The organism is Micromonospora sp. WMMA1363 (genome assembly GCF_030345795.1).
GTDB lineage: Bacteria > Actinomycetota > Actinomycetes > Mycobacteriales > Micromonosporaceae > Micromonospora.
Genome location: NZ_JAUALB010000001.1, coordinates 5,685,989 through 5,701,476 on the forward strand (window position 1 = coordinate 5,685,989; position 15,488 = coordinate 5,701,476).

1 protein-coding gene is annotated in these 15,488 nt (G+C 73.4%); it reads left to right on the forward strand.

Annotation, left to right across the window (positions count from 1 at the left end; all coding sequences use genetic code 11):
• The first annotated feature begins 39 nt into the window (after positions 1 to 39).
• Positions 40 to 15,456, forward strand: a complete 15,417-nt coding sequence (locus QTQ03_RS26690; RefSeq protein ID WP_353890617.1) for a type I polyketide synthase — start codon at positions 40 to 42, stop codon at positions 15,454 to 15,456.
• Positions 15,457 to 15,488: the final 32 nt, after the last annotated feature.

A 15,488-nucleotide genomic window follows, 5' to 3' on the forward strand; every position in this document is an offset into this window, starting at 1 on the left:
GCGTTCTTTCCCCGAGTGCTCGAAAGGATCTACCACGCCGTGCGAACCGACCTCATCAAGCCGCTGCCCGTCGCACTTCAGGAGAACGCGGCCCGCTTTCCCGGCAAGGTGGCTTTCGAGGACGACCGCAGAGCGGTGACGTACACCGACCTCGAGGCGCGGACGCGTCGGCTCGCCGGGCACCTGACGGGCCTCGGCGTCCGGCGCGGCGACCGGGTGGCCATCTGGCTGCGCCAGTCGGTGTCGACCGTGGAGAGTTACCTGGCGGTCGTGCGCGCGGGCGCCGTCGGGGTGCCGCTCAACCCCGCCGCCGCGCAGGCGGAGCTGGAGTACCTGCTGGCCGACAGCGGCGCCACGGTGGTCATCACCGATGCCGTCCAGGCGCAGCGGCTCCGGCCGATGCCGCACCTCACGCTGGTGGTGGCGGGTGACGTCCCGGCGGGAGCGCTGTCGTACGACGAGCTCGCCGTCAGCGAACCGGACCAGCCAGCCGGGGACGACCTCGGCCTCGACGACGTGGCCTGGATGTTCTACACGTCGGGGACGACCGGCAAGCCCAAGGGTGTCCTCTCGACGCAGCGCAACTGCCTCTGGTCCGTCGCCTCGTGCTACGTGCCGATTCCCGGGCTGACGGACCAGGACCGGGTGCTCTGGCCGCTCCCGCTGTTCCACAGCCTCTCGCACATCGCCTGCGTTCTGTCCGTCACCGTGGTCGGCGCGACCGCCCGGATCATGGACGGCAGTTCCGCGCAGGACGTGATGCGGGCGCTACACCAGGAACAGTCGACGTTCCTGGCCGGTGTGCCCACGACGTACCAGCAGCTGGTGGCTGCCGCCAGGCGGCACGGGTTCACCGCACCGAGCCTGCGGATCGGCCTGGCCGGAGGAGCGGTCCTCGGGGCCGGGCTGCGCCGGGAGTTCGAAGAGACCTTCGGGGTGCCGTTGGTCGACGCCTACGGCAGCACCGAGACCTGCGGAGCGATCACCATCAACCCGCCGGACGGCCCGCGGGTCGCCGGGTCCTGCGGATTGCCGGTGCCGGGTGTCGGGGTCCGCATCGTCGACCCGACCACCGGGCGAGACCTTCCCACCGGCGCGGAGGGAGAGGTGTGGGTCAGGGGGCCGGGTGTCATGGTCGGCTACCACAACAGCCCGGAGGCGACCGCCGAAGCGATGCGCGACGGCTGGTTCCGCACGGGCGACCTGGCCCGCCGCGACGACGCGGGCTACGTCACCGTCTGCGGCCGGATCAAGGAGCTGGTGATCCGCGGCGGGGAGAACATCCACCCCACCGAGGTGGAAGCGGTGCTGCGGACCGTCCCGGGTGTCGCCGACGTCGCGGTGGCCGGCGTGCCGCACGACACTCTCGGCGAGGTGCCGGTCGCGTACGTGATCCCCGGCCCGGACGGGTTCGACGTCGAGTCGCTGTTGACCCGCTGCCGCGAGCGGCTTTCCGCCTACAAGGTGCCGCATCAGGTCCATGAGGTCACGAGTATCCCCCGGACCGCGTCGGGAAAGGTCCAGCGGCGGCTCCTGGCGGAACAGACCGGTCGGTTGGTGTACGTGGCAGTGGATCACCACGACGCGCAGCTGAGCGTGGACGAGCCCGACGCCGCCATCGCGGCGGCCCTGCGCAATCGGCTGTCCGGGCTGGACGAACGGGCGCAGCTGGCGCTGCTGGAGGACCTGGTCCGAACGCAGACCGCGTCGGTGCTGCGCCAGCCGGGGCCCGACGCGGTTCCGGCCGACCGGGCGTTTCGTGACCAGGGCCTCACCTCCGCGGCCATCGTCGACCTGCGCAACCGGCTGACGGCGAGTACCGGACTGCGGCTGCCGACCAGCGTCGTCTTCGACCATCCCACCCCGATGGCGCTGGCGTCCTGCCTGCGGGCCGAGGTTCTCGGAATCACCCGGCTGGTCGCCGAGCCGGTCCTGGTGGCCGACCCCGCGGAGCCGATCGCCATCGTGGGGATGGCCTGCCGGCTCCCCGGCGGCGTGACGGGTCCGGAGGACCTGTGGAACCTGGTGGCCGCCGGAGTCGACGCCGTCGCCGAGTTTCCCGGCGACCGGGGCTGGGACCTTGACCGTCTGTTCGATCCCGACCCAGACCGCGCAGGCACCTCGTACGCGAGTCAGGGTGGCTTCCTGCCCGAGGCGGGGCTGTTCGACGCGGGATTCTTCGGGATCTCGCCGCGCGAGGCGCTGGCGATGGATCCGCAACAGCGACTGTTGCTGGAGACCTCGTGGGAGGCGTTGGAGCGGGCGGGCATCGACGCTCTGTCGCTGAAGGGCGCCGACGTCGGCGTGTTCGCCGGCGTCTTCGGTCACGGCTACGGAGTCGGCACCGACGCTCCGGAACTGGAAGGATTCGTGACCACGGGGTCGGCCGCCAGCGTGGCATCGGGCCGGATCTCCTACGTGTTCGGCTTCGAGGGGCCGGCGGTCACCGTGGACACGGCCTGTTCGTCGTCACTGGTGGCGATGCACCTCGCCGCGCAGGCGTTGCGGCAGGGCGAGTGCTCCGTCGCGCTGGCCGGCGGTGCGACGGTGATGGCCACGCCCGGCACCTTCGTGGAGTTCTCCCGCCAGCGGGCGCTCGCACCCGACGGACGGTGCAAGGCGTTCGCCGCCGCCGCCGACGGCACCGGCTGGGCCGAGGGCGCGGGTGTGGTCGTCCTGGAGCGGCTGTCGGCGGCCCGCGAGCGCGGGCATCGGATTCTGGCCGTGCTGCGGGGCAGCGCGGTGAACCAGGACGGCGCGTCGAACGGCCTGACGGCGCCGAACGGTCTGGCGCAGCAGCGGGTCATCCGCCGGGCTCTCGCCGCCGCCGGGCTCTCCCCGTCCGAGGTGGACGCCGTCGAGGGGCACGGCACCGGGACCACCCTGGGTGATCCGATCGAGGCGCAGGCGTTGCTGGCGACCTACGGTCAGGACCGTGCCCCGGGGCGTCCGCTGTGGTTGGGCTCGCTGAAGTCGAACGTCGGGCATGCGCAGGCGGCCGCGGGTGTCGCCGGCGTGATCAAGATGGTGCAGGCGTTGCGGCACGGGATCCTGCCGGCGACGCTGCACGTCGACGCGCCCACTCCCGGAGTGGACTGGTCCGCGGGTGCCGTGCGGCTGTTGACGGAGGCGCGTGACTGGTCGCGCGACGGTCGTCCGCGCCGGGTCGGGGTGTCGTCGTTCGGGGTCAGCGGGACGAACGCCCACGTGATCCTGGAGGAGGCGCCCGAGGAACCGGCAGCCGACGAGGCGCCCCGGGTGGGCGTGGTGCCGCTGGTCGTGTCGGCGCGGAGCACGGCGTCGCTGCTCGGTCAGGCGGGTCGGCTGGCCGCGTTCGTGGCGGAGGCCGGGCCGCCGATGGCGGACCTGGCCGGTGCGTTGACGTCGAACCGGGCGGTGTTGGGCGAGCGAGCCGTCGTGCTGGCCGGCTCCGCCGGTGAGGCGGTGACCGGCCTGGGTGCCCTGGCGCGCGGTGAACCCGCGGTCGGCGTGGTGACCGGCCGCGCCGACGTCGAGGGCAAGGTGGTGTGGGTGTTCCCGGGGCAGGGGACACAGTGGGCCGGGATGGGCCGGGAACTGCTCGAGTCGTCCCCGGTGTTCGCCGAGCGGGTGGCCGAGTGCGCCGCCGCGCTGGAGCCGTGGATCGACTGGCCCCTGCTGGAGGTGTTGCGTGGTGACGCCGAGCCGGGGTTGATGGACCGGGTCGACGTGCTGCAGCCGGCGACGTTCGCGGTCATGGTGGGACTCGCTGCGGTGTGGTCGTCGGTGGGCGTGCGGCCGGACGCGGTCGTGGGCCACTCGCAGGGTGAGATCGCGGCCGCCTGCGTGGCGGGGGCGCTGTCCCTCGCGGACGCGGCTCGGGTGGTGGCGTTGCGTAGTCAGGCCATCGCCTCGGTGTTGTCGGGCCGTGGTGGCATGGCTTCCGTCGCGTTGAGCGAGGAAGACGTGGCGGCGCGGCTGGCGCCGTGGACGGACCGGCTGGAGGTCGCCGCGGTCAACGGGCCCTCGTCGGTGGTGATCGCCGGTGACGCCCCGGCGTTGGACGAGGCGCTCGAGTCGCTGGCGGACGGGGCTGTCCGAGTGCGGCGGGTGGCGGTGGACTACGCCTCGCACACCCGGCACGTCGAGGACATTCGGGACGCGCTGGCCGAGTCGCTGGCCGGCGTCGACGCGCAGGCGCCGGCCGTTCCCTTCTTCTCCTGTGCGACCGGCGAGTGGATCCGCGACGCCGGGGTGGTCGACGGCGGTTACTGGTACCGGAACCTGCGCAACCAGGTGCGGTTCGGACCGGCCGTCACCCACCTGATCGGCCAGCGGTACGGCGTCTTCCTCGAGATCAGCGCGCATCCGGTGCTGGTCCAGCCGATCAGCGAGATCGGGCCCGACACCGATGTCGTGGTGACGGGGACGCTGCGGCGCGACGACGGCGGCCCGCGGCGGCTGCTGACGTCGATGGCCGAGCTGTTCGTCCGCGGCGTGGCCGTCGACTGGTCCGGGATGCTCCCGCCCAGGTCCGGTTGGGTGGACCTGCCGACCTACGCCTTCGACCACCGGCACTACTGGCTACCGCCGGCGGAATCGGCGACCGACGCGACGTCGCTGGGGCAGGTGGCGACTGATCACCCGTTGTTGGGTGCGGTCGTCGGCTCGCCGCGGTCGGCCGGATTCGCGGCCACCTCGAGATGGTCGGTGCGGTCGCACCCCTGGCTCGCCGACCACCTCGTGGCGGACGCCGTCCTGGTGCCGAACGCGGCCCTCGTGGAGGTTGCCATCCGGCTCGGCGACCTGGCCGCCACCCCCGTCGTCGACGAACTGACCGTCGACGTTCCCGTGGTGCTGCCGGCACGGGGCGGCCGCGACGTCCAGGCCATCGTGGGTGAGCCCGACGAGACGCGGCGACGGCCCGTGGAGATCTTCTCCCGGGCCGCGGAAACCGCCCTGGACGCGGCGTGGACGCGCCACGCGCACGGCACACTGGCCCCCGCCGCATCCCCGTCGACCCGCCCGGAGCCCGGGGCCGCCATCGAGATCGGCCTGGACGGCGCAGCGCTTCGGGACGCCGACCGGTACGGGATGCACCCCGCCCTGCTGGACGCGGCCGCCCGCACCGTCATCCCGGACGGCACGTTGCCGTCCCGGTGGACCGGGGTGACCCTGCTGGCCTCCGGCGCCGCCGCACTACGGGTGCGGCCGGGGCCGACATCGCAGCGGGGGACCGGTCTGACGTTGACCGACGCCACGGGGCAACCCGTCATGACCGTCGACGCGGTTCTCGGCACGCCCGCCTCCCCCGATCAGGCGGGGATCTCCGGTGGGCTGCCACCCGACGCCCTGTTCCGCGTCGAGTGGACCGAGCTGCCGCTGCCGGTCGTGGACCGCGCCGTCGCCGTCACGCCCGTCGCGACCGGCGAGGACGTGGCCGCCGCGGCCACGGTGGCCCCGGACGTCCTGCAGTACGAAGCCGTCACCGCAGACCCCCGCGCGTCGGCCGGCGCAGCCCTGGAGGTGCTCCAGGCATGGCTCGCGGAACCAGCCCTGGCGGACACCCGGCTGGCCGTCGTCACCGGGGACTGCGCCGAACTCGGCGCAGCGGCGGTGTGGGGGTTGGTGCGCTCGGCGCAGTCGGAGCACCCGGGCCGGATCGTGTTGGCCGACCTCGATACGGCGTCCCGGTCCGTGCTGCCCGCGCTGCTGCGCAGCGGCGAGCCGCAGCTGAGGGTGCGCGACGGCGTCGCGGAGGTGCCACGCCTGGCCCGCGTCTCGCCCGACGCGCCGGAGGAGCGACGTCCGCTCGACCCCGACGGCACCGTGCTGATCACCGGTGGAACGGGAACACTCGGCGCCACGACGGCACGGCATCTGGTCACCGCACACGGCGTCCGGCACCTGGTCCTGGTCAGCCGGCGCGGCTGTGCCCCGGAGCTGCAGGCCGAGTTGACCGCGCTGGGGGCGTCCGTCACCGTGGCCGCCTGCGACGCCGCGGACCGGGCCCAGCTCGAGGCCGTGCTGGCTGCCGTTGCGGCCGAGCATCCGCTCACCGCCGTGGTGCACACGGCCGGTGTCCTCGACGACGGGGTGCTCACCGAGCTGACCCCGGAACGCGTCGACACCGTGCTGCGGCCGAAGCTGGATGCGGCACTGCATCTGCACGAGCTCACCCGGGACCTGGACCTCGCCGCGTTCGTGCTGTTCTCCTCCGCGGCCGGTGTGCTGGGCAACCCCGGGCAGGCGAACTACGCGGCGGCCAACGCGTGCCTGGACGCGATCGCGCGTCACCGTCACCGCCTCGGCCTTCCCGCGGTGTCCCTCGCCTGGGGCTACTGGACGCCGGTCAGCACCATGACCGAGCACCTGGGGGCCGCGGACCTGGGCCGCAACAGGCGCACGGGTATGAGCGGCCTCTCCGCCGCCGAGGGAATGGCGATCCTGGACGCCACCCTCGGCGCCGCCGACACGTTGGTCGCGGCGAAGCTGGACGTGCCCGCCCTGCGCAGGGCAGCGGCGGGTGGTGATCCGATACCGCCGTTGCTGCGTGGTCTGGCGCCGCCGCCACGGCCGACGGCCGGGGTCACGGCCGGCCCCGCGTCGCTCGCCCAGCGCCTCGCCAATCTCACCCAGCCCGAGGCCACCGAGGTGGTGCTCGACCTGGTGCGCGGGTACGCCGCCGAGGTGCTCGGGCACGCAGACGCCGACGCGATCCACCCCGGCCGGGCCTTCAAGGACGCCGGTTTCGACTCGCTGACGGCGGTGGAACTGCGAAACCGGTTGGCCGTCGCGACCGGGCTCACCCTGTCCCCGGCGCTGGTCTTCGACTACCCGAAACCCGCGGCGCTCGCCGAGCACCTACACGCCAGGCTGCTCGGTGGGGCATCCCGCCGCCAGGACGAATCCGGTGTCCCCGCCGCGACGACCGACGAACCCATCGCGATCGTCGCGATGGCCTGCCGCTTCCCGGCGGGTGTGCACGGTCCGGAGGACCTGTGGCGGGTGGTGGTCGACGGGGTCGACGCGGTCACCGAGTTCCCCCGGGACCGCGGTTGGGACACCGAGGGGCTCTACCACGAAGACCCCGACCACCCGGGCACAACGTACGTGCGTCACGGCGCCTTCCTCGACGACGCCGCCGGGTTCGACGCGGCCTTCTTCGGCATCTCGCCGAAGGAGGCGTTGGCGATGGATCCGCAGCAGCGGCTGTTGCTGGAGACCTCGTGGGAGGTGTTCGAACGGGCCGCGATCGACCCGACCACGCTGGCCGGGCAGGACGTCGGCGTCTTCGTCGGCGTCAACAGCCACGACTACAGCATGCGGACGCACCAGGCGTCCGACCTCGAGGGTTTCCGGCTCACCGGAAGTTCGGGCAGCGTCGTCTCCGGTCGCGTCGCCTACCACTTCGGTCTTGAGGGCCCCGCCATCACGGTCGACACCGCCTGCTCGTCCTCACTGGTGGCGCTGCACATGGCGAGCCAGGCGCTGCACCGCGGCGAGTGCAGCATGGCGTTGGCCGGTGGCGTCATGGTGATGGGCACCCTCGAGACCTTCGTGGAGTTCTCCCGGCAGGGCGGCCTGGCGCCCGACGGCCGGTGCAAGGCGTTCGCGGACGGAGCGGACGGCACCGGCTGGTCCGAGGGCGTGGGACTGCTGCTGGTGGAACGGCTGTCCGAGGCCCGCCGCCGGGGCCACCAGGTGTTGGCGGTGGTGCGCGGATCAGCGGTGAACCAGGACGGCGCGTCGAACGGCCTCACCGCCCCGAACGGGCCGTCGCAGCAGCGGGTGATCCGTAGGGCGCTGGCCGACGCCGGCCTGAGCACCTCGGACGTGGACGCCGTCGAGGCACACGGTACGGGGACCACACTCGGCGACCCGATCGAGGCGCAGGCGCTTCTCGCGACCTACGGCCAGGACCGACCCGCCGGCCGACCGCTGTGGCTCGGATCGGTCAAGTCGAACATCGGGCACACCCAGGCAGCGGCGGGTGTCGCGGGCGTCACCAAGATGGTGATGGCCATCCGGCACGGCGTCCTTCCGCGGACCCTGCACGTGGATCGCCCGTCCACCAACGTGGACTGGTCGTCGGGCGGGGTCCAGCTGCTGACCGAGGCACGCGACTGGCCGGAGACCGGCCGGCCCCGCCGGGCCGCGGTGTCGTCCTTCGGCATCGGCGGCACCAACGCGCACGTCATCATCGAGGCAGCCCCCGACCAGCCGGTGACCCCCACCCCGGAGCCGGACCCGGAGCCCGACGGCCTCCCGACCCCGATCCCGCTGTCGGCGCGGACGGCCGCCGGGCTGCGTGGCCAGGCGGGTCGGCTCGCCCGGTTCCTCGGCGACCGGCCCACCGTGCGCCTCGCCGACGCCGCCTACGCCCTCGCCACCACCCGCGCCCAACTCGAGCACCGCGCCGTCGTGCTCGCCGCCGACCGGCGGCAGGCCGAGGTCGATCTCAGCGCCATGGAGCGCGGCGGGACCGGTCCCACGGTCGTGTCCGGCGCCCCGGTCACCGGCAAGCTGGCCATCCTCTTCACCGGTCAGGGCAGTCAGTGGCCGGGCATGGGACGCGAACTCGCCGAGACGTTCCCGGTCTTCCGCACCGCGTTCGCCGCCGCCTGCACCGCCGTCGAACAGCACCTGGAACCGGTGCGTCCACTGCGCGACGTGGTGTTCGCGGGGGACGGTGAACTGCTCGACCAGACCATGTACACGCAGGCTGCCCTCTTCGCCCTGGAGACCGCGCTGTTCCGGCTCGTCGAGTCATGGGGGGTGCGACCCGACCTCCTCGCCGGCCACTCGATCGGGGAGATAACCGCCGCTCACGTCGCCGGGGTGTTGGACCTGACGGAGGCGGCCAAGCTGGTCGCCACGCGCGGCCGGCTGATGCAGGAACTGCCCGCCGGCGGCGCGATGGTCGCCGTCCAGGCGACCGAGGCCGACGTCGCGCCCCTGCTCGCCCGAGCCGACGGCGTGGTCTGCGTCGCGGCGGTGAACGGCCCCGACTCGGTGGTGCTCTCGGGCGACGAGAACGCGGTGCTCGCCCTGGCGGGTGAGCTGGCCGGTCGTGGCCATCGGACGCGTCGACTGCCGGTCAGTCACGCCTTCCACTCGCCGCTGATGGCACCCATGCTCGACGAGTTCCGGGCCGTCGTGGCGGACCTGTCGTTCCGGCCGAGTGCCCTTCCCGTCGTCTCCACGCTCACCGGCGTCCTCGCCCGGGAGGGGCAGTTCGGTACCGCGGACTACTGGGTCGACCAGGCACGCAACACGGTCCGGTTCAGCGACGCGGTCACCGCGCTGGGTGAGCACGGCGCGACGACCTTCCTGGAACTGGGCCCGGGTGGATCCCTCGCCGCGATGGTGCTCAGCACGCTCGGCGCGCCGGAACAGGCCTGCGTCGCCGCCCTGCGCAAGGACGGCGCGGAGGCCAGTGACCTCGTGGCCGCGGTCGCGGGGCTGCACGTGCGTGGGGTGGCCGTCGACTGGGCGGGGCTGCTCGGCCGGCGGTCCGGCGGGGCGGGGACCGACCTGCCCACCTATGCGTTCCAGCACCAGCGGTACTGGGCCGAGACCGACGACACCACGACGGGCGGCGCGGAGACGCTCGGTGCCACCGACGCCCGGCACCCGCTACTCGGCACCGTGATCGAGGTACCGGACACCGGTGGCCTCGTGCTGACCGGCCGCCTGTCGCCGCGCAGCCCCGGCCTTCTTCCCGGCAGCGCCACCCGGGTGCCGGCAGCCGTGCTCCTCGAGCTGCTGGTCAAGGCGGGGAGCGAGGTCGGATGTGGCAGCCTCGACCAGATCGTCGTCGAGGCGCCGCTCGAGGTGTCGGAGCACGGAGGCACCCAGGTGCGGGTGACCGTGGACGCTCCCGGCCTGGACGGACGCCGGGGCGTCGCCGTCCACGGCAGGCTCGACGGTGGGCGGCGCGGGCCGTGGACCCGCCACGCGCGCGCTGTACTGCTCCCCGGCCTGCCGCAGCCGAGCTTCGACCTGCGGGACCCGCCGGGGCGCGAGATCACCCTGCCGGACGAGCTGACCGACCAGGCCGCCACGTTCGCCCTCCACCCGCTGCTCCTCGACGCCGCGCTGCGCGTCCTGGCCGGAGACGATCACCGGGATGTGTCCGCCTGCGCCAGCATGACGGTGTACGCGCAGGGGGCCGTCGCCCTGCGCCTGCGGACGACGCCGACCCGGGACGGCCGGCACCTGCTGGAGTTGGCGGACACCGCGGGGGAACCCGTCGCCGCCGTCGGCCCGCTGACCCTCGACGCCAGCACCGCCGACCGGGTGGAGCCCGACGCCGCGCCGCTGCCGGTGCCGCTCACCCGCCGGGTGGTGGCGCGGGGCGAGGCGGCGGGCGAGGCGATCCTGGACCGGCTGGCGGGACTGGCCGGGGCCGAGCAGCTTCGGGTCGTGACGGCTCTGGTCAAGGAGAGCATCGCGGCCGTCCTCGGTCACCGCGAGTCGGAAGCGTTCGCCGAGGGGCAGGCCTTCAAGGACCTCGGATTCGATTCACTGAGCGCGGTCAGACTGCGGAACCGGCTGCGGGACTTCACCGGCGTGAGCCTGCCCAGCACGTTGGTCTTCGATCACCCGACACCCGCCATCCTCGCCGCCCACCTGCGGGACGAACTGCTCGGCGAGCGCCGGGAGCTACCCGCTCCGACGGCCCGGGCCACGCACTCTGACGAACCTGTCGCGATCGTCGCGATGAGCACCCGGCTGCCTGGCGGCGTCGACACTCCCGAGGACCTGTGGCACCTGGTGCTGGAGCGGCGGGACGCGGTCGCTGGTTTCCCGGTCGACCGGGGCTGGGACCTCGACGGGCTGTACGACCCTGACCCCGCCAACCCGGGCACGAGCTACACCCGCCTGGGCGGGTTCTTGTACGACGCCGCACAGTTTGACGGCACGCTGTTCGGGATCTCGCCGCGCGAGGCACTGGCGATGGACCCACAGCAGCGGTTGCTGCTGGAGACGTCCTGGGAGGCGCTGGAGCGGGCGGGCATCGACCCGCTGTCGCTCAAGGGCAGCGACGTCGGCGTCTTCACCGGCATCGTCCACCACGACTACGTGAGCCGGTTGCACCGGGTGCCCGACGACGTCCAGGGCTATCTCATGACCGGCGCCGCCTCCAGCGTGGCGTCGGGTCGCGTGTCCTACGTGTTCGGCTTCGAGGGCCCGGCGGTGACCCTGGACACGGCGTGCTCGTCCTCGCTGGTGGCGATGCACCTCGCCGCGCAGGCGTTGCGGCAGGGCGAGTGTTCGATGGCGCTGGCGGGTGGCGCGACCGTGATGGCCAGCCCGGACGCGTTCCTGGAGTTCTCCCGGCAGCGGGGCCTGTCCGCCGACGGACGCTGTAAGGCCTACGCGGACGGCGCGGACGGTACGGGATGGGCCGAGGGGATCGGTGTCGTGCTGATGGAGCGGTTGTCCGTGGCACGGGAGCGCGGGCACCCGGTCCTGGCCGTGCTGCGGGGCAGTGCGGTGAACCAGGACGGAGCGTCGAACGGTCTGACGGCGCCGAACGGTCCGGCGCAGCAGCGGGTGATCCGCAGCGCGCTGGCGAGTGCCGGCCTGGCACCGGCCGACGTGGACGTCGTGGAGGGGCACGGGACCGGGACGGCTCTGGGCGACCCGATCGAGGCGCAGGCCCTGCTGGCCACGTACGGGCAGGGTCGGGATGCCGGGCATCCGCTGTGGTTGGGGTCGTTGAAGTCGAACATCGGGCACACCCAGGCCGCCGCGGGAGTGGCCGGTGTGATCAAGATGGTGCAGGCGTTGCGACACGAGGTGTTGCCGGCGACGCTGCACGTGGAGACGCCCACCACCGAGGTCGACTGGTCGGCCGGGGCGGTCCGGGTGCTGACCGAGCCGCGCGACTGGCCACGCGGCGACCGCACCCGCCGGGCCGCCGTATCCTCCTTCGGCGCGAGCGGGACGAACGCGCACGTGATCATCGAGGAAGCGCCCGACGAGCGGGCCGAGCCCGCCACGGCGGAGGGCCCCGCGGCCGGTGCGGTGCCGCTGGTGCTGTCGGCGGCCAGCGCCGGTGCGCTGGCCGGGCAGGCCGGCCGACTGGTGTCCTTCATCAGGGGCTCCGTCGAGGTGCCGCTCGCCGCTGTGGCCGGCGCGCTGGTGTCGGGGCGGGCGATGCTCGGCAAGCGGGCCGTCGTGGTGGCCGGCTCCGGTGACGAGGCACTGGCCGGACTGGGAGCGTTGGCGCGGGGCGAGCGCAGTCCCGCCCTGGTGACCGGTAGCGTGGACGTGCCGGGCAAGGTCGTCTGGGTGTTCCCGGGCCAGGGCTGGCAGTGGGTCGGCATGGGCCGGGAGTTGTTGGACTCGTCGCCGGTCTTCGCCGAGCGGATCGCGGAGTGCGCCGCCGCGCTGGAGCCGTGGGTCGACTGGTCCCTGGTGGACGTGCTGCGCGGTGAGACGGCCGCCGAGCTGCTGGAGCGGGTCGACGTGCTGCAGCCGGCGAGCTTCGCCGTGATGGTGGGGTTGGCCGCGGTGTGGTCGTCGGTGGGGGTACGGCCGGACGCCGTGGTCGGTCATTCGCAGGGCGAGATCGCGGCCGCATGCGTCGCCGGTGCGCTGTCCCTCGAGGACGCCGCGCGGGTGGCGGCGCTGCGCAGCCAGGCCATCGCCGCGAAGCTGTCCGGTCGCGGTGGCATGGCGTCGGTCGCCCTGCCCGAGGAGGACCTGGTCGCGCGGTTGACGCCCTGGGCGGAGCGGGTCGAGGTGGCCGCCGTCAACAGCCCCTCCTCCGTGGTCGTCTCGGGCGATGCCGGGGCGCTGGACGAGGCACTGGAGTTCCTGTCCGGTCAGGGGGTGCGGGTGCGGCGGGTAGCCGTGGACTACGCCTCCCACAGCCGGCACGTGGAAGACCTCCGGGGCATCCTCGCCGACGTGCTGTCCGGGATCGACGCGCAGGCACCGGCCATCCCGTTCTACTCGACCGTCACCGGCGGCTGGATCGGGGACGGCGGGTTCGTCGACGACGCCTACTGGTACCGGAATCTGCGCGATCGGGTCGGCTTCGGTCCGGCGGTGGCGGACCTGGTCGAGCAGGGCCACGCCGTGTTCGTGGAACTCAGCGCGCACCCGGTGCTGGTGCAACCCGTCAACGAGGTCACCGACGCTCTGGTGGTCGGGTCGCTGCGGCGCGACGACGGCGGCCTGCCGCGGTTGCTGGCCTCGATGGCCGAACTTTTCGTCCGCGGGGTGGCCGTGGACTGGTCCGGGATGCTCCCGCACAGGTCCGGCTGGGTGGACCTGCCGACCTACGCCTTCGACCACCGCCACTACTGGCTGCACGAGGCGGACGCGGGCGCCGACGCGGCCGACCCGGCCGACGGTGCCGACTCCGACTTCTGGGCCGCGGTCGAGCACGCCAACCCGGACTCCCTCGCCGAGCTGCTGGAGATGGCGTCGGCCGACCAGCGCGGCGCCCTGAAGGCCGTCATGCCCGTGCTGGCGGACTGGCGGAGGAAGCGCCGCGAGATGTCGACCGCGGAGCAGCTGCGCTACCACGTCACCTGGCAACCGCTCGACGGTGAAGCCGGCGTGCCCGGCGGCCGCTGGCTGGTCGTCGTGCCGTCCGGACCCGGCGAGGACACCCTTCTCGCCGGGCTGGCCGAACAGGGGCTGGACCTGATCCGGCTGGAGGTCGGCGAGCGGGACCGCGGCCGGGAACGTCTCGCCGAACGGCTGACCGGCGTCCTCGCCGACCACGATCCGACCGGCGTGCTGTCCCTGCTCGCCCTCGACCCTCGGGCACCGGACCCGACCGCCGTCGCCGCGACGACGCTCGCGCTCGTGCAGGCGCTGGGCGACAGCAATGTCACCGCGCCGCTGTGGTGCGTGACCCGGGGCGCGGTGAACATCGGCATCCAGGACGCCGTGACCGCGCCGGCCCAGGCCGCGCTCTGGGGTCTCGGCCGCGCCGTCGCCCTGGAGCGGCTCGATCGCTGGGGTGGTCTGGTCGACCTGCCCGCGTCGAGCGACGTGCGTACGGCGCAGTCCCTGCTCGGGGTGCTGAACACCGCCGGTGAGGATCAGCTCGCGATCCGGCGTTCGGGCAGCTACGGCAGGCGGCTGGTCCGCAAGCCCTTGCCGGAGCCCGCGACCAGCGGACGCTGGCAGCCCCGGGGCACGGTCGTGGTGACCGGCGGAGCCGAGGGGCTCGGCAGGCATGCGGCGGTCTGGCTCGCGCAGGCCGGCGTGGACCGGCTCGTCGTCACCACCACCGCACACGCGCCGGCCGACAGCGTGCCGGAACTTCGCGCCGAACTGGCCGGGCTCGGCCTGCACACCGTGGTGGAGTCCTGCGCCGATGCCGATCGGGACGCGATCGCCGCGCTGGTGGCCGCGACGGTACCGGAACAACCGCTCACGGCCGTGGTGCACGCCGCCGACGTCACGCAGACCAGCTCCGTCGACGACACCAGTGAGCGCGACCTCGCCGACGTGTTCGCCGCCAAGGTGGAGACCGCCGTGTGGCTCGACGGCCTGCTCGAGGACACCCCGCTCGACGCCTTCGTCGTGTTCTCGTCGATCGCCGGTGTCTGGGGCGGTGGCGGCCAGGGTCCGTCGGGTGCGGCGAACGCGGTGCTCGACGCCCTCATCGAGTGGCGCCGGGCCAGAGGCTTCCGGGCGACGTCCATCGGATGGGGAGCGCTGAACCAAGTCGGTGTGGGCATGGACGAGGCCGCGCTCGCCCAACTCCGTCGCCGCGGTGTCCTGCCGATGGAGCCGTCGGTGGCGATGACCGCGATGGTGCAGGCCGTCCGGGACAACGAGAAGTTCGTGGCGGTGGCCGACATGGACTGGACCTCCTTCATCCCGGCCTTCACCTCCGTCCGTCCCAGCCCGCTGTTCGCGGACCTGCCGGAGGCGCAGGCGGCCGTGGCGGCGTCGCAGTCCGACACCGAGAGCAGTGACACCACCGCGTCCCTCGCGGACTCCCTGCGCGGGGTGACGGACAGTGAGCAGAACCGGATCCTGCTCCGGCTGGTCCGCGGGCACGCCTCGACGGTCCTCGGCCACGGCGGGGCGGAAGGCATCGGCCCGCGACAGCCGTTCCAGGAGGTCGGCTTCGACTCGCTGGCGGCCGTCAACCTCCGGAACAGCCTGCACGCGGCCACCGGGCTGCGCCTGCCCGCGACGTTGATCTTCGATTATCCCACGCCGGAGGCGCTGGTCGGTTACCTGCGTGCCGAGCTTCTCCGGGAGCCCGACGACGGCCTACCGGGGCGGGAGGACGACCTGCGGCGGGTCCTCGCGTCCGTGCCGATCGCCCGGTTCAGGGAGGCGGGCGTGCTGGAAACCCTGCTGAGTCTGGCCGACGCGGACGACGACGTACCGGACGAACCGGTGCCCAGCGGGGCGGATGACGTGGAACTGATCGACGCACTGGACATCGCCGCCCTCGTCCAGCGAGCGCTGGGCAAGGCGAGCTGACCACCGATGACGAACGAACGTGGAGGACGGGT